The following is a 20,529-nucleotide window of genomic DNA, read 5'->3' on the forward strand; positions in this document are numbered from 1 at the left end:
CGCGCGAGGGAGCGACGGTTTGTCGCAGGCAGCGCTTGCTCAGTCCGGCGGCAGCGCGCGGTTGAAGCGACTCGCGGGGCGCAGCAGGATCCAGGTGAACAGACTGCTGGCGGCCGTGGCGAGCCAGAACGTGAAGAAACCCAGCGTGTAGCCGAGTTCGCGGCTGATCGCCAGGTCGGGGAAGGTCATGTCGCGCAGCGTCAGCGGGTCGACGAAGGCGAAGAACACCGTCGTCGCCACGCCGGCGGCGAAGAAGCTGGGCCAGAGCACCGCCCCGACACGCTGCGCGAGCGGTCGGGGCGGGTGGTCGAGGCGGGGCTCGGTGAAATCGGTCATTTCGCGCCGGCTGCCGCCTGACCGTCCTTGTGCGAGAGCGACCAGACGTACGACGCCACGAGACGTGCGCGGGTTTCGCCCAGTAGCTCGCGATGGGCGGGCATCACGCCATGGCGACCCTTGGTGATGGTGGTGCGCATGCTGTCCTTGCTGTTCCCGTACAACCAATAGTCGTCGGTCAGGTCGGGGGCACCCAATTCCTGGTTGCCCTTGCCATCCACGCCGTGGCACGCCACGCAGAGGCCATCGTACAGCGGCTTGCCCTGGGCGGCCATGAAGTTGTTGCTCATGCCTTCCTGCGGGTTGTTCAACACGTTGACGTAGGCGACGACGTAGTCGACCGCGTTTTCGCCGCCCATGTTGGTCAGCGCGGTGCCCCATTCCGGCATCACGCCTTCGCGACCGTCCAGCACCGTCTGCAGCACGAGGTCCGGCGTGCCGCCCCAATGCCAGATGGTGTCGGTGAGGTTGGGATAGCCGATGGCGCCCTGGCCCGACGAGCCATGGCAGGTGGCGCAGGTGTTGTTGAAGATCGAGCGGCCCAGTGCCAGCGCCTTCGGATCCTGGGCGAGCTGATCGATCGACTGTCCGGCGAAAGGCGCGAAGGTCGCTTCCAGTTTCTTGTCCTGCACCGCCTTCACTTCGTCGTGCTCGCCGGTGGAGGACCACTTCGCGTAGCCGGGCACCACGCCCAGGCCGCCGTACCAGGCGATGTAGCCGATGCTGAAGACGATGGTGATGTAGAAGAGGTTGATCCACCACTTCGGCAGCGGCTTGTTGTACTCGGTGAGGTCGCCGTCCCACACGTGCGAGGTGTCTTCGGGTGCGGGGTCGCCGGGACGACGGCGTCCGGTCCACCACAGCAGCCACACGCAGCCCAGGATGTTCAGGACGACCAGCGCGACGATGAACCAGATCCAGCCTGCGCTCATGGGTTGTTCTCCCCTTCCTCACCCAGCGGCATGCGTGCCGCATTCTCGAAATCCGCCTTGCGGCGCGGGCTCCACGCCCACGCCCAGCCGGCGATGAACAGCACGATCAGTGCCCCTGTCACGATCCCCGAAACCATGGCTCAGCCTCCCCTCGGCGCGGCCTTGCCCAGCCCTTGCAGGTAGGCGACCACGGCGTCCAGTTCTGTGCGGCCTTCGACATCGGAGGCGGCGTTGTTGATCTCTTCGTCCGTGTACGGGTCGCCGATGCGCTGCAGCGTCTTCATGCGCTGGGCTACTTCGGCGCCGTCGACCTTGGCGTTCTCCAGCCAGGGGAAGGACGGCATGTTCGATTCCGGCACCACGTCGCGCGGGTTCAGCAGGTGCACGCGGTGCCAGTCGTCGGAGTAGCGACCGCCGACGCGCGCCAGGTCCGGTCCGGTGCGCTTGCTGCCCCACTGGAACGGGCGGTCGTAGACCGATTCGCCGGCCAGCGAGTAGTGGCCGTAGCGCTCGGATTCGAAACGCAGCGTGCGGACCATCTGCGAATGGCAGTTGTAGCAGCCCTCGCGGATGTAGATGTCGCGGCCGGCCAGTTGCAGCGCCGGGTAGGGCTTCACGCCTTCCAGTGGCTTGATGGCCTCGGCCTGGAACATCAGCGGGACGATTTCGGCCAGGCCGCCGAAGGACACCGCCACCGCGATCAGCACCGCCATCAGGCCGACGTTCTTCTCGACTTTCTCGTGCGAATTTCCGTTACTCATGTCGTCGGCTCCTCAGGCGCGCACTTGGCTGGCATCGGGCTGCAGGATCGGCTGCGGCGCGACGGACTTGGCTGCCTGGAAGGTCTTCCAGGTGTTCCAGGCCATCAGCAACATGCCGGTGAACACCAGCAGGCCACCGCCCAGGCGGACCAGGTAGTAGGGGTAGGTGGCGTTCAACGCTTCGACGAAGCTGTAGGTCAGCGTGCCGTCGGCGTTGGTGGCGCGCCACATCAGGCCCTGCATGACGCCGGCGATCCACATCGAGGCGATGTAGAACACCACGCCCAGCGTGTGCAGCCAGAAGTGCGTGTCGATGGCCTTGACCGAATGCATCTGCTCGCGGCCCAGCAGCTTGGGCAGCATCGCGTAGACCGAGCCGATGGTGATCATCGCCACCCAGCCCAGGGCGCCGGCGTGCACGTGGCCGATCGTCCAGTCGGTGTAGTGGCTCAGCGAGTTGACCGTCTTGATCGACATCATGGGACCTTCGAAGGTCGACATCATGTAGAACGACAGCGAGACGATCAGGAACTTCAGGATCGGGTCGGTGCGCAGCTTGTGCCACACGCCGGAGAGCGTCAGCACGCCGTTGATGGCGCCACCCCAGCTGGGCGCCAGCAGGATCAGCGAGAACACCATGCCCAGGCTCTGCGCCCAGTCCGGCAGCGCCGTGTAATGCAGGTGGTGCGGGCCGGCCCACATGTAGATGGCGATCAGCGCCCAGAAGTGCACGATCGACAGGCGGTAGGAGTAGACCGGGCGTCCGGCCTGCTTCGGCACGAAGTAGTACATCATCCCGAGGAAGCCGGCGGTCAGGAAGAAGCCCACCGCGTTGTGGCCGTACCACCACTGCACCATCGCGTCGACGGCGCCGCTGTATATCGGGTAGGAGTGCAGCAGGCCGCTGGGCAGGGCCAGGCTGTTGACGATGTGCAGCAGCGCCACGGCGATGATGTAGGCGCCGAAGAACCAGTTCGCCACGTAGATGTGCTTCACCGCGCGCTTGGCGATGGTGCCGAAGAACAGCACGGCGTAGGACACCCAGACTACCGCGATCAGCACGTCGATCGGCCAGATCAGCTCGGCGTATTCCTTGCCCTGGGTCAGGCCCAGCGGCAGCGACACCGCCGCGGCCACGATGACCAGCTGCCAGCCCCAGAACACGAACGCCGCCAGCTTGTCCGAGATCAGCCGCACGTGGCTGGTCCGCTGCACCACGTGCAGGCTGGTGGCGAACAGCGCGCAGCCGCCGAACGCGAAGATCACCGCGTTGGTGTGCAGTGGGCGCAGCCGGCCGTAGCTCAGCCACGGCAGGTCGAAATTCAGCGCCGGCCAATACAGCTGCGCGGCGATCAGCACCCCCACCAGCATCCCCACGATGCCCCAGACCACGGTCATCACCGTGAACTGGCGCACCACCTTGTCGTTGTAAGTCCCCTGGACGCCTTGCATGCGGCCTCTCCTATTCTGGTACGGTGGATTCTCGGGCCCGGCCAGCCGGGCCGCATTGATCAGGATCAACCCCTCCCGTCGGCCGGAGCCGCGGGGCGCGCAGGATGCCGCAGGTCGGGAGGGCGGGGGGTGCGACAGATGGTCGCCCCCGTCCACGAAGGGGGGAGGGCTAGAATCCTCGCCAGACAACCGGGAGCCACGTCGCCATGCCGGACATGACCGTCGTCGAACTGTCCCGTCTGCAATTCGCGCTGACGGCGATGTACCACTTCCTCTTCGTGCCCCTGACCCTGGGGCTGTCCTTCATGATCGCCATCATGGAGAGCGTCTACGTCATGACGGGGCGCGACATCTGGCGGCGCATGACCCTGTTCTGGGGCACGCTGTTCGGCGTCAATTTCGCGATGGGCGTGGCCACCGGCATCGTGATGGAGTTCCAGTTCGGCATGAACTGGTCGTACTACAGCCATTACGTCGGCGATATCTTCGGCGCGCCGCTGGCTATCGAAGGCCTGATGGCGTTCTTCCTGGAAGCGACCTTCATCGGCCTGTTCTTCTTCGGCTGGGACAAGCTGAGCAAGGTGCAGCACCTCGTAGTCACCTGGCTGGTCGCGCTGGGGTCGAACTTCTCGGCGCTGTGGATCCTGGTGGCCAACGGCTGGATGCAGAACCCGGTCGGTGCGGTCTTCAACCCCGAGACCATGCGCATGGAGATCACCGACTTCATGGCGGTGATCTTCAATCCGGTGGCGCAGGCCAAGTTCGTCCATACGGTGTCTGCCGGTTATGTCACCGGCGCGATGTTCGTGATGGCGATCAGCGCGTTCTATCTGCTGCGCGGGCGCAACGCGGACTTCGCCAAGCGTTCGATGGCGGTCGCCGCCAGCTTCGGGTTGGCGGCGGCGCTGTCGGTCGTCGTGCTGGGCGATGAGAGCGGTTACGCCACCAGCGAGCATCAGAAGATGAAGCTCGCCGCCATCGAGGCGATGTGGGAGACCGAGCCCGCGCCGGCCGGCTTCAATGCCTTCGCCATCCCCGACCAGAAGAACCAGACCAACCACTACGCCTTGCACATCCCGTACGTGATGGGGCTGATCGGCACGCGTTCGTTCAACACCGAGATGCCCGGCATCCTGGACCTGGTGGAGCGCGCCGAGGGCCGCATCCGCAACGGCATGATGGGCTACGAGGCGCTGCAGAAGCTGCGCGCCAACCGCAACGATGGCACCGCGCGCTATATCTTCGAGGCGCACTGGCGCGACATCGGCCATGCCCTGCTACTCAAGCGCTACCGCGAGGACATCGGCAACGCGACCGAAGAAGAGATCGCGCAGGCCGCGCACGACACCATCCCGCACGTCGCGCCGCTGTTCTGGAGTTTCCGCCTGATGGCTGGGCTGGGCTTCTACTTCATCGCGTTCTTCGCAGTCGCGTTCTACCTCGCCAGCCGACAACGGCTGGACCGGTACCGTTGGTTTCTCAAGGTGGCGTTCTGGAGCCTGCCGCTGCCATGGCTGGCGATCGAGGCCGGGTGGCTGATCGCCGAATACGGCCGCCAACCCTGGATCATCGACGGTGTGCTGCCGACCTTCCTGGCCGCGTCGGGGCTGAAGCTGCACCAGATCATCATCACGCTCAGCGGCTTCGTGCTGATCTACACGGTGCTGGCCGTCATCGAGGTCTGGCTGATGCGCAAGCTGATCCTGAAGGGACCCGAGCACCTGTCCGCGCCCGCACTGGACGCCCCCGCGCCACAACCGGCCCTCCCGGGCTGACGGGAGACCACGCATGGACACCATTCCTCTCGACTACGCGACGCTGCGCCTGATCTGGTGGCTGCTGCTGGGCATCCTGCTGATCGGCTTCGCGGTGATGGACGGCTTCGACCTGGGCGTGGCCACGCTGCTACCCGCGGTGGCGCGCACCGACGAAGAGCGCCGCATCGTGCTCAACGTCATCGGCCCGGTGTGGGAGGGCAACCAGGTCTGGTTGATCCTCGGCGGCGGTGCGATCTTCGCGGCATTCCCGCCGCTGTATGCGGTGAGTTTCTCGGGGTTCTACCTCGCGATGTTCCTGATCCTGTTCGCGCTGATCCTGCGGCCGGTCGGGTTCAAGTTCCGCAGCAAGGTGCCCGATCCGCGCTGGCGCGCCGCGTGGGACTGGGCGCTGTTTGTCAGCGGGCTGGTGCCGGCGCTGGTGTTCGGCGTGGCGATGGGCAACGTGCTGCTCGGCGTGCCCTTCCATTTCGACGACACCTTGCGGGTGTTCTACGAAGGCGGACTGTTCGGCCTGCTGACGCCGTTCGCGTTGCTATGCGGCCTAGTCAGCGTGGCGATGCTGGTGATGCATGGCGCGGGCATGCTGGCGATGAAGACCTCCGGCGCCATCGCCGAGCGCGCACGGCGCTACGGCAGCATCGCCGCCGTGGCGACGGCGGTGCTGTTCGTGATCGGCGGCCTCTGGGTCGCGCGCATCGATGGCTACGCGCTGCAGGTCGCGATGGATACCGCCGGTCCGTCGAACCCGCTCGCCAAGATCGCGGTGGCGCAGCCCGGTGCATGGATGGACAACTATGCACGCTGGCCGATCACCTGGCTGTTGCCGGTGCTGGGTGTGACGGGCGCGCTGCTGAGCGCCGTGTTGTTGCGCATCGGACGCGCGGGGCTGGCGTTCCTGGCGTCGTCGATCAGCATCGTCGGCATCATCCTGACCGAAGGCGTGGCGACGTTCCCGTTCCTGCTGCCGTCGTCCACGCAGGCCGGCTCCAGCCTGACCCTGTGGGACGCGTCGTCCAGCCACATGACGCTGTTCATCATGCTGCTGGCGACGGCGTTCTTCCTGCCCATCATCCTGCTCTATACCGCCTGGGTCTTCCGCGTGCTGCGCGGCAAGGTCGACCAGGACGGGATGGGGCGCAACCCCAACGCGTACTGAGGAGGCTTCCGCATGTGGTACTTCAGCTGGATCCTGGGCGCCGGCCTGGCGGCGAGCTTCGCCATCCTCAACGGCATGTGGTACGAGATGCGCGAGAACGACCGCGAGGCGGCCGCGCGCGATTCCTGACCGCCCCGGCTCTTCAAAAAAAAAGCCCCGGTTCGCACCGGGGCTTTTCGTTGCCGCATTCCGGCGCGTGCTGCGTCAGAACTCCTGCGAGAAGCGCAGGCCTATCGTGCGGGGCTGCGAGACGACCGTGTAGACCTGGCCGTTCGGATACTCCGGCACCACGCCCGCGGCACCGCAGACGGCTTCGGCGCACTGGGTGAAGCGGCTCAGCTCGCCGCGCTCGTCGAACAGGTTGTTGACGTACACGTCCACTTTCCAGTTGTTGCGACGGTAGCCGGCCGACACGTCGACCGTGGTGTACGCATCCAGATCGCCGAGGATCTCGCGTTCGGCAAGGCGCAGGTCGGACTTGCGATCGCCCACGTGCACCACCGCACCCTGCAGGAACGCCTCGCCGCCCGCCATGTCGAAGGTGTAGCGCGCGGTCAGGTTGCCCTTGACCTTCGGCGTGACCGGCAGCTGCGTGCCCTCCGGCGCCTCGGGATCCGCGCACTCCGTGACCGGGTTGCCGTCGTCGTCGGTAAAGCCGCAGTAGTTCTCGGTCAGTTCCGCGTCGTAGAACGCGGCGCCGGCCGTCAGTTGCAGGTTGTAGGTGGCCGCGAACGCCAGCGAGAACTCGGCGCCGTTGATGCGCGCCTGGTTGGCGTTCTTGATCTCGGTCAGGCCGTTGGCACCCAGGATGGAGAACTGGAAGTCCTCCCAATCCTGGCGGAACACCGAGCCGTTGAACGAGAGGCGGTTCTCCAGCCAGGTGGTCTTCCAGCCGAACTCGTAGTTGGTCAGGTAATCCGACAGATAGGGTGGCAGCGTGCCGCGGCGATTGATGCCGCCGGGGCGGAAGCCTTCCGACCACGTGCCGTAGATCATCTTCGTGTCGTCGATCCGCCAGGTCAGGTTGAAGCGACCGATGTGGCCGTTCTCCTTCACCCGCTTGTCGAAGAAGCTGCAGGGCGCGCCATTGAAGGTCGGCGCGCCGTCCGGACAGGCCACTTCGCCGTAGCTGGATACCCAGCCCCAGTCGGCGAAACCGAAGAAGCCCTTCAGGCTGTTGTCGACCTCGAACCAGCGTGCGCCGGCGGTGGCGGTCAGGTCTTCGGTGATGTCGAAGCTGAGTTCGCCGAACACGGCCTTGTCCTTGTCCTGGCGCAGCTGCTTGGTCAGCCAGATCGTGTCCGGCCAGCCCGTGACCGACTGCACCGGCGACAAGCCATCGATCTTGTAGCGCTGCTCGATGTCGTGTTCCTGGTCCTGCATGAACACGCCGGCGACGAAACGGAAACGGTTCTCGGTCGGCGAGGCGATGCGCAGCTCGTGGCTGGTCTTCTTGTAGCCGTCCACGCCCTGGATGTACTGCGACGGATTGACCAGCGAGCCGGGCGCGCAGGTGAACGTATCGGGATCGAAATCCGAGCAGGTGTACGCGCCGTACGCCGCCAGCGTGTCGTACCAGAAGGCGTAGTCGTTGTAGTCCTGCTCGACATCGACGTCGCGATCCAGGCGTGCGAACGCGTAGGTCAGGTCGAAGTTGCCGATCTTGCCTTCCACCGTCAGCGCGGCCTGCCACCAGCGGTCGTCGGAACTCTCCGGATAGAAATGGGTCAGCGCCAGTTCGCCCACCTGCGGGTCGACCGCGAAGCCGCCCTTGGACTTCTGCTGTTGGCCCATGATGGTCGGCGTGATCGACCACGTGTCGTTGAGATCCACCTTCAACGCCAGGCGCGCGCCGGTGGTGTCGACTTCGTTGTAGTCCTTCTTCACGCGGTCGGCATTGTCGATGGTGCCGTTGCCGCCGGAATCGGCGTCCCACGAAGGGAACGTGCGCGTGCCGTACACGTTGTCGATGTAGCCGGCATCGTGCTTGTTCCAGGCGACCAGGCGGATCGCCGCGCGGTCGCTCATCGGCAGGTTGAGGAAGCCCTCGGCGACGTGGCCGATGCCGCCGTTGCTGACGCTGTTCACTTCCAGCCCGTAACCGGCAGCGAAGCCGGTCGGGTCGGGCTTATTGGTGATGATGCGCAGCGTGCCCGCCTGCGAACTGGCGCCGTACAGCGTGCCCTGCGGACCGGCCAGCGACTCGACGCGGTCGATGTCGTAGATGTGGATGTCCAGCGGGCCCTGGATGGTGGTGACCGGCTGTTCGTCCAGGTACACGCCCACGCTGGGCAGCGAACCGGAGTGGTTGCCATCGCCGCCGCTGGCGACGCCGCGCATGTAGATTTGCGCGAAGCCCGGACCGGCCGACTGGTACGACACGCTGGGCAGGTACTTCACGTAGTCATCGAAATCGGTGACGTTGAGGTTCTTCAACTGCTCCGTGCCCAGCACCTGGATGCTGATCGGCACTTCCTGCAGGTTCTCCACGCGCTTCTGCGCGGTCACCGTGATGGTGTCCAGCGTGGCCGCGGCGCGCTCGCCCTCGGCGGGCGGCGTGGCGGGTGCGTCCTGGGCCATCGCGGTGGCACCGAACGCGAGGTAGATCGCGGCGGTCAACGGGAACCTCGCCAGGGTCGACGGATCGCGCCGCCCCGGTTTTCTTCTGCTGCGGGTACTCATCCAGCTCACCTCTCTCCAGTGATGACGGTCAATCGGGGATGGAACTGCCCTCCATGGAATCCGGAACCGCCGGATAGGCGCCCAACACAGGCCCCAAGGCGTTCTTCAACGGCTCCAGCCACGGTTCGTAGTGCCGCCAGTGATCCACGCCTTCGCGGTAGATCGGCTGGCGGACCTGTTCGGAACTGGCGGTCCTGACGGGCCGCGCGTTCTCGAAGAAGCGCAGGCAGCCGTCCTCGAACGGCAGCCCGCAATAATCCAGCAGGCGGCGCACCTCCGCCTCGGTGTCGTCCACCAGCTGTTCGTAGATCACCCGGTGCACGCGCCCGGGAAGCGCGGCATCGTAGTGCGCCATCAGCGCCACGTAGTCGCGGTAGTAGCGCCCGATGTCCTCCAGCCCGTAGCTGAAGCCCTGTCCGCGCGCGAAATGCTGCTTGTAACCGGACAGGCAGCAGGCCAGCGGGTGCCGGCGGGCATCGATGATCTTTGCGTTCGGCAGCATGAGGTGGATCAGGCCGGTGTGGGCGAAGTTGTTCGGCATCTTGTCGATGAAGAACGGGCGGCCGGACTTGCGATGGATGCGGGTCGCCTCGAGGTACCGCTCGCCAAGCGCGCGCAGCGCATCGCCGTCCAGATCCGCCAGCAGATCGTGGTACGTCTCTGCGCCGTCCGCCCGTGCCTGCGTGCGGAGGTCGCGCGTGATGGAGGTGATCTCGGGAAGTTCCATCGTGCCTTCCACCGCCGAGTGACTGGCCAGGATCTGCTCCAGCAGCGTGGAGCCCGCGCGCGGCATGCCGACGATGAAGATCGGGTCGGGCGCATCGCAGCCGAGTCCCGTCCGTCCCGCGAAGAACGTGGCGGTGTGCGCAGCCTTCAGGCGTTCGGTGCGCGCATGCGTGTCGTCGGCGCTGTAGGCGAGCTGCGTGCGGCGTAACGCATTGCCGTCGCGGTAGTGCGCGAACGAGGGCGCGTACTCGGCCGCATCTTCGAGCGCTTTGCCGAGCGCGAAGTCCAGGTGCAGGCGATGGTCGTCGGCCAGGTCGTCGCGCGCGCGCTGAGCGCGCATGACCGCAACGTCGTCGTCGCTGAAGCGGAACGTCTTCAGGTTGGCCAGGCTCCACCACACTTCACCGAAGCCGGGCTCCCGCGCGAGCGCACGACGGTACGCCTCGATCGCGCGCGCGGCGTGGCCGGCCGTCTTCAGCGCGTGGCCGTAGCTCATCCAGATCTTCGCCTGGTCCGGGTAGGACGCCAGCACGCGTTCGTACAGCGCCAGCGCAGGTTCGTAATCGCCGACGCGGCAGAGTACGACCGCCTTGAGGTTGAGGTGCGCGGGGTTGTCGGGGTCGTGCGCCAGCAGCGCATCGATGGCCTGCAGGGCCTCCTGCGGACGGTTGGCACGATGCAGCACCAGCGCATGGTTCTGCCGGGCGGCATGGAAGTCGGGCGCGAGTTCCAGGCATCGCGCGAGCAGGGCCTCTGCATCGTCGATACGGCCGACGCGTGCGGCGACTTCGGCCAGCATGCGGATCGCGGCGACGTCGGTGGGCGTGCGCTTCAGGCGTGCGCGCAACAGCGCCTCGGCCTCGGGAATGCGGTTGTCGGCGAGCGCGCCGGCGGCCTGCATCAGTTCGGGGTCGCGCGTCGAATAGCGCGTGTGCTGCAGGTAGGCCGCGGCGGCGCCGTCGGCATCCTCCATCGCGGCGAGGTGGTCGCCCAGTTCGCGCCAGGCCTGCGGCAGGTCGGCCTTCAGGGCGACGGCGCGCCGCAGCGCGGGCACGGCGTCATCGCCGCGGCCGGCTCGGCCGAGCGCCAGCCCGTGTTCGAGATGGGCCAGTGCCCACTGCGGGTGTTCGCGCACCAGCGACTCCAGCACGTCGAGCGCATGGGAGGCCTGGCCGCGGACCCGGTGCGAGGCGGCCAGGATCAGCAGCGCCATCGGGTGGCGGCCGACCACGCGGATGATCTCGCTGGCCTGCTGGGCGGCCATCGCCGGATCGTTCGCCAGCAGGTGGCGGGCATGATCCAGCGCGGTGTCGAGGGTGCCGGTGGGCGAAGCGGCGGCGGTCATGCACCGTCCCTGTGCAACAGGTCGGTGATGCGTCCACGATCGTCCATCGGTCGTTCCAATCCGATTCCCCGCGGTGGTGGCCCCTCGCCCCCAATCTATAGGCGAACCGGGGCGATTGGATAGGGCAGAAATACGCCTCATGCACGAAAAACGAACCGGCAAAAAGTAATCCAACTTTCGTCACGCCGATGTGCACCAGACCGGTGCGCCCGAAGTCGGCGCGTGCCGCGTTCCGGTGCGGGGGGCTGTGCCGCACCCCCCGCCTCCGCGTAGGCTTGGGCGGCGCTGTCCGCCGGCACCGGGTGCGGCGCGCCACCATCGACGGGACCGCCATGCCAAGCACTGCCAGCCCCCTTCCCTTGGAGCGCGCACTCGCGCTTCCCGCCCGTTACTACGCCGGCGAGGCGATGCTGGCGATGGAGCAGGCCGCCGTCTTCCAGCGCAGCTGGCAGCTGGTCGCCTACCAAGGGCAGCTCACCGAGCCGGGCGACCATGTGGTGGAACGGATCGGCGGCGTACCGGTGCTGGTGGTGCGAGGACAGGATGGCGTGCTGCGCGCTTTCCCCAATGTGTGCCGGCATCGCGCCGGTCCGCTGGCGCTGTGCAACGGCAAGGGCGCACGCGCGCTGCACTGCAAGTACCACGGCTGGACGTACACGCTGGAAGGCCAGCTGCGCAGCGCGCCCGAAATGCAGGGCGCCGCGGATTTCGACGTCAAGGACATCCACCTGCCGCCGCTGCGCGTGCACGCCTGGCAGGGACTGGTGTTCGTCGCGCTGCACGAGGACGTGCCGCCGTTCGAAGAGGTCTACGCCGGTATCGCCGAGCGCATCGCCCCGATCGACCTGGCCGCGATGCGCTTCCACCGCCGCGACAGCTACGACATCGGGTGCAACTGGAAGGTCTACGTGGACAACTTCCTCGAGGGCTACCATCTGCCGCACGTGCATCCCGGGTTGTCGAAGGTGCTGGATTACCGCGCCTACGACACCGAACTCTTCCCCTGGCATTCGCTGCAGCATTCACCGCTGCGTAACAGCGGCGACATTTACGGCGATGGCGACGCGTTCTACTACTTCGTCTACCCGAACGTGATGCTCAACATCATGCCGGGGCGACTGCAGACCAATCGCATCCTGCCGCTCGGGCCGGATCGCTGCCGCGTAGAGTTCGACTACTACTACACGCAGGACGATGCCGCGCTGGCGCGCATCGCCAACGACCAGGCCTTCAGCGACGAAGTGCAGGACGAGGACATCCGCATTTGCGAAGCGGTACAGCAGGGCTTGGCGTCCGGCTTCTACGAGGCGGGCCGGTTGTGCCCGAAGCGCGAGAGCGGTGTGTGGCATTTCCACAATCTGTTGAGGGCGGCGTATGGCGATGCGTGACCGCTTCCTGCCCGCACTCCTGTTCTCGCTCGCCTTCATCGCCTCGTCCGCCGGCGCGCAGGACCTGCTGATCCAGGCCGGCCGCGTGCTCGACGTTGAAGCGGGTCGGATGCTCGAGGGTCGCGACATCCTGGTGCGCGACGGACGCATCGTGTCGATCGCGCCAGCTACGAAGGGTGTGGATCCCCGCGTTCGGGTCCTCGACTGGTCCGCGCTGACCGTCGTGCCCGGCCTGATGGACATGCACACGCACCTGGCCGACGAAGGGCCCTACGGCGATCCCGCGACACCGCTGAGGAGCAATGCCGCGCGCGATGCCTTCATCGGCGCGCGCAATGCGCGAGCGACCCTACAGGCCGGCTTCACCACGGTGCGCGATGTCGGGGTCTATCGCGGTTTCGCCGACGTGCAGTTGCGCGATGCGATCAACGCCGACCTCGTGCCCGGGCCGCGCATGTTCGTTGCCGGCACCTACGTCACGGTCACCGGCGGTGGCGGCGAGATCACCGGATTGCCTGCGGGGACGGAGTTGCCGGCGATCTTCCGTCGTGGCGTCGCGGACAACGAAGCGGAGGTGCGCCAACGGGTGAACGAGATCCTCGACGCGGGCGCCGACTTCATCAAGTTGATCGCCACGGGCGCTGTGCTCGCCGACGGCACCGAGCCGGGACAATCCGAGTACACCGAGGCCGAGATCCGCGCAGCGGTGGAAGAGGCCGGGCGTCGCGGCAGTTTCGTCGCCGCCCACGCGCACGGTGCGGAAGGCATCAAGCGCGCGGTACGTGCAGGCGTGCGGTCGATCGAGCATGGCTCGCTGATGGACGACGAAGCCATCGCCTTGATGAAGCAGCACGGCACCTTCTTGGTCGCCGACATCTACAACGGCGACTACATCGATACGGTCGGCCGGCGCGACGGTTGGTCCGCGGAGATCCTGCGCAAGAACCTGGACACGACCGAGGCGCAGCGCGAGGGCTTCCGCAAGGCCGTCGCCGCGGGTGTCAACATCGCCTACGGCACCGACAGCGGCGTGTATCCGCATGGCGATAATGCGCGCCAGTTCGCCTACATGGTCCGCTACGGCATGACACCGCTGCAGGCGATTCGCGCGGCGACGCTGGAGTCGGCGCGCCTGCTGCGCAAGGAAAAGGAGCTGGGCTCGATCACCCCGGGCAAATTCGCCGATCTCGTCGCCCTGGCCTGCGATCCGCTGGCCGACATCGCCTGCCTGCAGCAGGTACGCGGCGTGGTGAAGGGCGGCGTGCAGGTGGCGCGGGACTGACCGCCCATGCAACCACACGACCGCAGGAAGATCGGCTTCTGGACGTGCACCGCGCTGGTGGTGGGCAACACCATCGGCATGGGCATCTTCGTGCTACCCGCCTCGCTGGCGCCATTCGGCTACAACGCGCTGCTGGGCTGGGGCATCACGGTGCTGGGTTGCCTGGCGCTGGCGCGCGTGTTCGCGCGGCTGGCACGCCTGCTGCCGGACGCGGACGGCCCTTATGGGTATGTGCGGCACACGCTGGGCGACTTGCCGGCGTATGCGGTGCTGTGGTCGTACTGGGTATCGAACTGGATCACCCTCGCCGCCCTGGCCACCGGCGTGGCCGGGTACGCAGCCGCCATCTTCCCGCCGTTGGCGCGCGTGCAGCCGGCCGTGGTGTGCCTGGGCGTGCTGTGGCTGTTCGTGGGCATCAACCTGCTGGGCGTGCGCAGTGGCGGGCGCGTACAGGTGGTGACCACGGTGATGAAGCTGATGCCGATGCTGGCCGTGGCGGCGCTTGGCGCGTGGACGTTGATCGAATCGCCGGCATCGTTCGGTGCGCATCCGCCGGCGAAGCCGATCAGCCTCGGTGATGCGATGGCGGCATCGACGCTGGCGTTGTTCGCGATGCTGGGCATCGAATCGGCGACGATTCCCGCCGCGAAGGTCGAGGACCCCGGGCGCACCATCCCGCGCGCGACGATGACCGGCACCGGCATCACCGCAGCGATCTATCTCGTGGTGTCCGCCGTGCCGTTGCTGCTGCTGCCGCATGCCGAACTCGCGCAATCCAGCGCACCGTTCGCGCTGGTGATGGAGCGTTTCGCCGGCGAGGGAACCGGGCGGTGGATCGCGTTGTTCGTCGTCGTCAGTGGCCTGGGTGCCTTGAACGGCTGGACGCTGTTGAGTGGCGAGATGATGCGCACGATGGCCGACAACGGCACGATGCCGAAGGTATTCGCGCGGACCAATCGCTTCGGCGCGCCCATCGGCGCCCTGGTGCTGACGGCCCTGCTCGCCAGCGCGATGGTGCTGATGAACTACAGCGAATCCGCGGTGGCGGGCTTCACCTTCCTCAGTACCGTGGTGACGGCAGCCAATCTGCCGCTTTACCTGGGGTGCTCGCTTGCATTGGGCGTGCTCTGGTGGCGCGGCCAGCGCGATGCGGGACGCGACCTGCTGGTCGCTGCCGTCATCGGCACGGCGTACACGGTGTTCGCCTTCATCGGCATGGGCGCACAGCCCTTCTGGCTGGCGCTGGCGTTGATGGTCGCCGGACTGCCGCTGTACTTCTTCCTGCGCCGTCGCCCGGGCAACGCGGTGCCGCATGCGTGATCCGCGCTACGACATCCTCTTCGAGCCGGTGCGCATCGGCCCGGTGACGACCAAGAACCGTTTCTTCCAGGTGCCGCACTGCAACGGCATGGGCCATGCGATGCCGCTTGCGCACGCGGCCATGCGCGAAGTGAAGGCCGAAGGTGGGTGGGGCGTGATCTCGACGGAAGAGTGCGAGATCCATCCCAGCAGCGATCTCACGCCTTACGTCGAAGCCCGCCTGTGGGACGACCGCGACATCCCCGCGCTCGCGCTGATGTGCGAGAAGGTGCATGCGCACGGCGCGCTGGCCGCGCTGGAGCTGTCGCACAACGGACCGACCGCCTCCAACCTGTACTCGCGCGAAGTGCTGCTGGCGCCGTCGCACCAGCCCTCCAAGTACGGCTATCCCTCGCAGGCCCGCGCGATGGACCTGCGCGACATCGCCGAGTACCGTCGCTGGCACCGCGAGGCGGCGGTGCGCGGCATGAAGGCGGGCATGGACATCATCTACGTCTATGCTGCGCACGACCTGTCGCTGCCGATGCATTTCCTGCAGCGTCGCCGCAACCAGCGTAGCGACGCCTATGGCGGCTCGCTGGAGAACCGCATCCGCCTGCTGCGCGAAGTGCTGCAGGACACGCGTGAGGCGGTCGGCCATCGCTGCGCCGTCGCGTTGCGTTTCGCTACCGAGGAACTGTTGGGGCCGGGCGGTGTGGAACTGGCCGAGGCGCAGGACATCGTCGGGATGCTGGCCGAGCTTCCCGACCTATGGGACGTCAACGTGGCCGCCTGGTACAACGATTCGGTGCCCTCGCGCTTCGCCCGCGAAGGCGCGCAGGAGCCCTTCGTCGATTTCGTCCGCAAGGCGACGACCAAGCCGGTGGTCGGCGTGGGCCGTTTCACCTCGCCCGACACGATGGTCTCGCAGATCCGCCGCGGCGTGATCGACCTGATCGGCGCCGCGCGGCCCTCGATCGCCGACCCGTACCTGCCGCGCAAGATCGAAGAAGGCCGCGTTGACGACATCCGCGAATGCATCGGATGCAACATCTGCGTGTCCGGCGACATGACGATCTCGCCGATCCGCTGCACGCAGAACCCCAGCATGGGCGAGGAATGGCGCAAGGGCTGGCATCCGGAGCGGATCGCGCCGAAGGCGAGCGATGCGCGCGTGCTGGTGGTCGGCGGCGGGCCGGCCGGCCTGGAAGCTGCACGCGCGCTGGGTCAGCGCGGCTACGAGGTGCACCTGGCCGACGCGCGACGCGAACTGGGCGGGCGGGTCACGCGTGAGGCGCGCCTGCCGGGTCTGGCCGAATGGGCGCGGGTGCGCGACTGGCGGCTCGGGCAGATCGGCAAGCTGGCGAACGTCAGCACTTACCTCGACTCCGCGCTGACGGACCAGGATGTGCTCGACTTCGGTGCGGACCACGTCGTCATCGCCACGGGATGCCACTGGCGGCGGGACGGATTCGGGCGCAGCCATGGGCTGGGCATCGCCGACTTCGCCGACAACGCGCATGTGTTCACGCCGGACGACCTGATGGACGGGCGCTGGCCCGAAGGCCGCGTGGTGGTCTACGACGACGACTACTTCTACACCGCTAGCGTCGTCGCCGAGGCGCTGCGCCTGCGCGGTTGCGAGGTCACGTACCTCACCCCGGACGACACCATCGCCTCATGGAGCGCGAACACGCTGGACTACCGCCATATCCAGTGGCGCATGGCCGAACTGGGCGTCGTGCAGCGCGTATCGCACCTGGTCACCGGCTATACGGGAACCACGCTTGCGCTGGAGCACGCATGGAGCGGCGCGGCTTCTTCGCTCGACTGCGACGCGGTCGTGGTGGTGACGGCCCGTCTGCCCGACGATGCGCTCTACCAGGCATTGAAGGCGCGCGAGACTGAGTGGGCGGATGCAGGCATCCGCAGCGTGGCCTGCATCGGCGATGCGCTGGCGCCGGGGCTGATCGCGCACGCGGTGTACGCCGGCCATCGATATGCGCAGGAACTGGACGCGCCGCGCGACGGCGAGGTGCCGTTCAAGCGGCACTTCCATCACGACATGCCGATGGCGTGATGCTCAGGCGAGCGCGCGGTAGCGGAAGTCGCTGAACTCCACCGCGCCCGGGCCGGCGCTGTACAACGCGACGCGCAGGCTGAGGAAGCCGCCGAACACGTTGTGGTGCAGGCCGGACACTTCCATCCGCGTGTCCAACCGCGTCCAGGTGCGGCCATCGTCGTGAGAGTGGTGCCAGGTCACCACGTGGTGGTCGTAGGTCAGTCGGATGCGCACGCGCCGGGTCGGCATCGCTTGCCGCGCCCACGTCTGTTCCTCCGCGTACTGGAACACGCGCAGCCCGTCCGCCGCGAAGCCCAGGCCGACGAAGGCCTTCGGGTTGTAGAACAGCAGCAAACCGCCTTCGCCGCCATCGACCAGGGTCAGCGTGACCTCGGCCTGGTAGGCACGGTCGCCGACGATGCAGGCGAGGGGGCTGCCATCCGCAGGCGACCGGCCTGCGCCAGTGAGGCGGAGGGATTTCGTGCCGTACCGTACGCGTCGCATCTCGTCCGGTCGCGGCGCGTGGAAGGCCCACTGCGTGCCGAGGCGATCGCTCGAGAAATCGTCCGACAGCGCGACGCCGGCGATCCCCGCCTTGCCGCCGCGCGGCACCGGCAACGGGGCCGACAGATCGCCACCGCGCGCACGGAACCAACCATCGTCCGTCCATTCGATCGGCTCCAGCAGCGTCTGCCGGCCGAGCGTGCGATAGCCGTTCTCGTAGCCGTGGTAGACCATCCAGCTGTCGCCGGCCGGTCCATCGACCAGCGTCGCGTGGCCGCGCGACCACCAGGGCTCGGCTTCGCCCAGCGTGCGCACCAGCGGATTGTGCGGGCAGTGTTCCCACGGCCCGTCGATCGAACGCGAACGCGCGGCGATCACCATGTGGCCGGTGACCGGGCCGGCCGTACCGCCGACGGCGGTGACCAGGTAGAACCAGTCGCCACGCCGCGTCAGCTTGGGGCCTTCGGGCGCGAAGTTCTCGGTAATCCAGTGTTCCGGATAGCGCCAAGGCTGGTAGGCGGTTTCGAGCGTGCCGTCGGTCGCCAAGCCGTCGTCGGAGAGGCGCACCTTGCGGATGCCGTTGACGAACAGGTAACGCCGTCCGTCTTCGCCGACCGCGTGGCCCGGATCGATGCAGCCATCGATGTGCAGGTCCACCGGTTCGCTCCACGGTCCGCGGATGTCGTCGGCCCAGATCGCGTGGATCTTCCACGCCTCGTCCTTCGCCAGCGCCGGCAGGTAGATGAAGTAGCGGTCGCCATGCTTGCAGAGATCGACGGCCCACACCGTACCCACGTGCGTGCGCAGCGCAGGGCCGAGCGGCGTCCAGGTGACGAGGTCGGTCGAGTGCCAGATCACCAGGCCGGGATAGGCGTCGAACGACGAGAACGTCATGTAGTAGTCGCCGCCGTCCTTGAGGATCGTGGGATCGGGACGATCGCCGGCGACGATGGGATTGAGATAGGTGCCGTCGCCGAGGTCGGCCTTGCGCTGGCCTTCGACGCCGGTGGCGTGCGCCGGCGACGCCGGTGCGCACGGCGTGGCTGCCGCCACGCGCGACGACAGCGGCCAGGTGGCCAGGCCGGCGAGTCCGGCCTTGAACAATGCGCGACGCGAGGTGCCTGGCATGCGGACTCCGTGATCTCGCGGTCAGCGACGCACGGCGTAGAGGCCGAACGTATTGCCGATGAAGCCACCCGCCGTCTCCACGCTCAGCAGGCTGGCGTCCAGGCCGGTGGCGACGCTCTTCCAGTCGCCAGCGGTCAGCGAGTACGACGCGTCCAGGCGCGGGCCGTCGACCCGGAAGCGCAGCGACACGGGGCCGTGTCCTTCGTCCAGCGGAATGCGCGCCAGACGATCGCCTTCCTTCCCGCCCTCGCGGCCGCTGCGCCGGTACAGCGACACCGCCAGTCCGCGCGCATCGCGTTCGACGCCGAGCACGTAGTGGCCGTACTCGTTCTGCAGCAGCACGAGTCCTGCCAGTTCACCGACAGCGGGCTCGAACGAGGCGAGCGTGGTGTCCAGCGTGGCCACGTGATGCTGCACGCGGTGGGCGATGTACGACGGCTGGCCCGGCACCGTGCCGAAGGCGCCCAGCGGCATCGTGCCCGGCGTGATCGTCAGGCCACGCACGCCGGTGGTGTACCAGCGGCTCTGTGGCGGATGCAGGGTCATCCACGACAGTGGCAGCGCGGGCGCGTCGAAGCGCTCGGTCCACGTCATCGGCCCGCTGGTGGGCAACGGTTGCGCATTGCGTGGCAAGTCCGGGCGCTTCGCGACCATCGGCACGCGTTCGCCGCGGGGCAGGACCACCGGCCAGCCGTCCTTCCACGTCACCGGCAGCAGGAAGGTTTCGCGGCCGAGGTTGTACTGGTTGCCGCGGTACGGACGGGTGGCGAGGAACACCGCCCACCACGTGCCGTCCTTGAGCTTCACGAACTGCGCGTGGCCGGTGGACGTCACCGGATCGGCGCGTTTCGGGTCGAGGTCGCGCTGGGTCAACGCGGGATTCGATGGCGAGGGTTGATACGGACCGGTGAGCGCGCGGCTGCGCCATACCATCTGCGCGTGCTGCTCGCCGGTGCCGCCCTCGGCCGCCGTCAGGTAGTACCAGCCGTCGTGCTTGAAGACGTGGGGGCCTTCGACGTGTTCGGGATTCGTCGCCGGATCGGCGCCGCCGTCTACCAGCAGGATGCGCTTGCCGACACGTTCGCGCGTGCCGAAGTCGAAGCGCTGCAGCCAGATGGCGCGATGGCCGTCGTAACGGAGCTTCCCATCGGGAACATCGTTGTGGACCACCCACGCGCTGCCGTCTTCGTCGAAGAACAGCGAAGGATCGATGCCGCTGACACCGAGCCAAATCGGGTCCGACCACGGGCCCGCGGGATTCTTGGCCGTCACCACGAAGTTGCCGCGGTCGCAGTAGAAGCAGGTGTTGGCGATGTAGAAGGTGCCGTCGTGGTGGGCGAGGGTGGCGGCGAACAGGCCGCGGGTCAGTTCTTCCTTCTCGCCGTAGTTGATCTGCCCGGGGCGATGGATCGCGTTGCCGACCTGCGTCCATGACACCAGGTCGGTGCTGTGGAAGACCGGCAGGCCCGGGAAGTAGCCGAACGTGGAGTTCACCAGATAGAAATCGTCGCCGACGCGGATCGCGGACGGGTCGGGGTAGAAGCCCGCGACGACCGGATTGCGGTACTCGTCCGCACCCACCGATGGACCGCCATCGTCGCCGTGGTAGCGCACTTCGCTGAAGACCGCATCGCCCGCCCATGCGGGACCGATCAGCAACGATGCCGCCAGGATCCATGCGCAGTGCTTCAGCATCCG

Annotated in this window: 16 protein-coding genes; 7 read left to right on the top strand and 9 right to left on the bottom strand. The window is 67.3% G+C overall.

Going from position 1 to position 20,529, the window contains the following annotated elements; translation table 11 throughout:
- Positions 1-39: 39 nt before the first annotated feature.
- From BM365_RS12475 to ccoN, 5 genes are read right to left on the bottom strand one after another with little or no spacing between them, the layout of a single operon-like run.
- Entirely contained in the window at positions 40-336 is a 297-nt protein-coding gene (locus BM365_RS12475) for a hypothetical protein (RefSeq protein WP_093489886.1), read from the bottom strand.
- Positions 333-1,268 (bottom strand): cytochrome-c oxidase, cbb3-type subunit III, encoded by a 936-nt coding sequence (gene ccoP / locus BM365_RS12480; protein ID WP_093489887.1) that lies wholly within the window; start codon positions 1,266-1,268, stop codon positions 333-335. Before ccoP ends, BM365_RS12475 begins: the two co-directional genes overlap by 4 nt.
- The gene (locus BM365_RS12485; RefSeq protein WP_093489888.1) at positions 1,265-1,405 is read right to left on the bottom strand and encodes a cbb3-type cytochrome oxidase subunit 3; all 141 of its coding nucleotides are present in this window, start codon (positions 1,403-1,405) and stop codon (positions 1,265-1,267) included. The genes ccoP and BM365_RS12485 overlap by 4 nt, the downstream gene beginning before the upstream one ends.
- 3 nt (positions 1,406-1,408) lie before the next feature.
- Positions 1,409-2,029 (bottom strand): cytochrome-c oxidase, cbb3-type subunit II, encoded by a 621-nt coding sequence (ccoO, locus tag BM365_RS12490; protein WP_093489889.1) that lies wholly within the window; start codon positions 2,027-2,029, stop codon positions 1,409-1,411.
- Between the two features lie 12 nt (positions 2,030-2,041).
- Entirely contained in the window at positions 2,042-3,481 is a 1,440-nt protein-coding gene (gene ccoN, locus BM365_RS12495) for a cytochrome-c oxidase, cbb3-type subunit I (RefSeq protein ID WP_093489890.1), read from the bottom strand.
- Positions 3,482-3,687: 206 nt separating this feature from the next.
- On the opposite strand from ccoN, the gene BM365_RS12500 reads away from it, so the two are divergent.
- The 3 genes from BM365_RS12500 to cydX are packed head-to-tail and all read left to right on the top strand — an operon-like array spanning position 3,688 to position 6,544.
- A complete protein-coding gene (locus tag BM365_RS12500; protein ID WP_093489891.1) occupies positions 3,688-5,256 on the top strand; it encodes a cytochrome ubiquinol oxidase subunit I in 1,569 nt (522 codons plus the stop codon).
- Positions 5,257-5,269: 13 nt separating this feature from the next.
- On the top strand, positions 5,270-6,415 hold the full coding sequence (cydB, locus tag BM365_RS12505) for a cytochrome d ubiquinol oxidase subunit II (RefSeq protein WP_093489892.1): 1,146 nt from the start codon (positions 5,270-5,272) through the stop codon (positions 6,413-6,415).
- A 12-nt stretch (positions 6,416-6,427) separates the two neighbouring features.
- The gene (gene cydX / locus BM365_RS12510; RefSeq protein ID WP_093489893.1) at positions 6,428-6,544 is read left to right on the top strand and encodes a cytochrome bd-I oxidase subunit CydX; all 117 of its coding nucleotides are present in this window, start codon (positions 6,428-6,430) and stop codon (positions 6,542-6,544) included.
- Positions 6,545-6,619: 75 nt separating this feature from the next.
- Here the strand turns inward: cydX and BM365_RS12515 are convergent, their stop codons facing one another.
- Both BM365_RS12515 and BM365_RS12520 read right to left on the bottom strand, forming a co-directional pair.
- Entirely contained in the window at positions 6,620-9,097 is a 2,478-nt protein-coding gene (locus BM365_RS12515; protein WP_175502089.1) for a TonB-dependent receptor, read from the bottom strand.
- Between the two features lie 28 nt (positions 9,098-9,125).
- A complete protein-coding gene (locus BM365_RS12520; RefSeq protein WP_093489894.1) occupies positions 9,126-11,168 on the bottom strand; it encodes a tetratricopeptide repeat-containing sulfotransferase family protein in 2,043 nt (680 codons plus the stop codon).
- 332 nt (positions 11,169-11,500) lie between these two features.
- Here BM365_RS12520 and BM365_RS12525 point away from each other — a divergent pair, with 332 nt between their 5' ends.
- Genes BM365_RS12525 through BM365_RS12540 form a run of 4 tightly spaced genes read left to right on the top strand, consistent with a single transcriptional unit; the run spans position 11,501 to position 17,217 of the window.
- Positions 11,501-12,556 carry an aromatic ring-hydroxylating oxygenase subunit alpha gene (locus BM365_RS12525; RefSeq protein WP_093490767.1) on the top strand — a complete coding sequence of 352 codons (1,056 nt, stop codon included), beginning with the start codon at positions 11,501-11,503 and terminating at the stop codon, positions 12,554-12,556.
- The gene (locus BM365_RS12530; protein WP_093490766.1) at positions 12,549-13,838 is read left to right on the top strand and encodes a Xaa-Pro dipeptidase; all 1,290 of its coding nucleotides are present in this window, start codon (positions 12,549-12,551) and stop codon (positions 13,836-13,838) included. Before BM365_RS12525 ends, BM365_RS12530 begins: the two co-directional genes overlap by 8 nt.
- Positions 13,839-13,844: 6 nt before the next feature.
- Positions 13,845-15,158, top strand: coding sequence for an APC family permease (locus BM365_RS12535; RefSeq protein WP_093489895.1), 1,314 nt, complete (start codon positions 13,845-13,847; stop codon positions 15,156-15,158).
- A complete protein-coding gene (locus BM365_RS12540; protein ID WP_093489896.1) occupies positions 15,151-17,217 on the top strand; it encodes an oxidoreductase in 2,067 nt (688 codons plus the stop codon). Before BM365_RS12535 ends, BM365_RS12540 begins: the two co-directional genes overlap by 8 nt.
- A gap of 3 nt (positions 17,218-17,220) precedes the next feature.
- Here BM365_RS12540 and BM365_RS12545 read toward each other — a convergent pair whose 3' ends face one another.
- Positions 17,221-18,831 carry a family 43 glycosylhydrolase gene (locus tag BM365_RS12545; protein WP_093489897.1) on the bottom strand — a complete coding sequence of 537 codons (1,611 nt, stop codon included), beginning with the start codon at positions 18,829-18,831 and terminating at the stop codon, positions 17,221-17,223.
- Between the two features lie 21 nt (positions 18,832-18,852).
- Positions 18,853-20,526, bottom strand: coding sequence for a glycoside hydrolase family 43 protein (locus BM365_RS12550; protein ID WP_093490768.1), 1,674 nt, complete (start codon positions 20,524-20,526; stop codon positions 18,853-18,855).
- Positions 20,527-20,529 lie beyond the last annotated feature (3 nt).

Source organism: Pseudoxanthomonas sp. YR558 (assembly GCF_900116385.1).
Classification (GTDB): domain Bacteria; phylum Pseudomonadota; class Gammaproteobacteria; order Xanthomonadales; family Xanthomonadaceae; genus Pseudoxanthomonas_A.

What these genes read in the sequence shown, in the direction of transcription:
- BM365_RS12475 (WP_093489886.1), bottom strand. Translation starts at nt 336, where the DNA reads ATGACCGATTTCACCGAGCCCCGCCTCGACCACCCGCCCCGACCGCTC.
- ccoP (WP_093489887.1), bottom strand. Translation starts at nt 1,268, where the DNA reads ATGAGCGCAGGCTGGATCTGGTTCATCGTCGCGCTGGTCGTCCTGAAC.
- BM365_RS12485 (WP_093489888.1), bottom strand. Translation starts at nt 1,405, where the DNA reads ATGGTTTCGGGGATCGTGACAGGGGCACTGATCGTGCTGTTCATCGCC.
- ccoO (WP_093489889.1), bottom strand. Translation starts at nt 2,029, where the DNA reads ATGAGTAACGGAAATTCGCACGAGAAAGTCGAGAAGAACGTCGGCCTG.
- ccoN (WP_093489890.1), bottom strand. Translation starts at nt 3,481, where the DNA reads ATGCAAGGCGTCCAGGGGACTTACAACGACAAGGTGGTGCGCCAGTTC.
- BM365_RS12500 (WP_093489891.1), top strand. Translation starts at nt 3,688, where the DNA reads ATGCCGGACATGACCGTCGTCGAACTGTCCCGTCTGCAATTCGCGCTG.
- cydB (WP_093489892.1), top strand. Translation starts at nt 5,270, where the DNA reads ATGGACACCATTCCTCTCGACTACGCGACGCTGCGCCTGATCTGGTGG.
- cydX (WP_093489893.1), top strand. Translation starts at nt 6,428, where the DNA reads ATGTGGTACTTCAGCTGGATCCTGGGCGCCGGCCTGGCGGCGAGCTTC.
- BM365_RS12515 (WP_175502089.1), bottom strand. Translation starts at nt 9,097, where the DNA reads ATGAGTACCCGCAGCAGAAGAAAACCGGGGCGGCGCGATCCGTCGACC.
- BM365_RS12520 (WP_093489894.1), bottom strand. Translation starts at nt 11,168, where the DNA reads ATGACCGCCGCCGCTTCGCCCACCGGCACCCTCGACACCGCGCTGGAT.
- BM365_RS12525 (WP_093490767.1), top strand. Translation starts at nt 11,501, where the DNA reads ATGCCAAGCACTGCCAGCCCCCTTCCCTTGGAGCGCGCACTCGCGCTT.
- BM365_RS12530 (WP_093490766.1), top strand. Translation starts at nt 12,549, where the DNA reads ATGCGTGACCGCTTCCTGCCCGCACTCCTGTTCTCGCTCGCCTTCATC.
- BM365_RS12535 (WP_093489895.1), top strand. Translation starts at nt 13,845, where the DNA reads ATGCAACCACACGACCGCAGGAAGATCGGCTTCTGGACGTGCACCGCG.
- BM365_RS12540 (WP_093489896.1), top strand. Translation starts at nt 15,151, where the DNA reads ATGCGTGATCCGCGCTACGACATCCTCTTCGAGCCGGTGCGCATCGGC.
- BM365_RS12545 (WP_093489897.1), bottom strand. Translation starts at nt 18,831, where the DNA reads ATGCCAGGCACCTCGCGTCGCGCATTGTTCAAGGCCGGACTCGCCGGC.
- BM365_RS12550 (WP_093490768.1), bottom strand. Translation starts at nt 20,526, where the DNA reads ATGCTGAAGCACTGCGCATGGATCCTGGCGGCATCGTTGCTGATCGGT.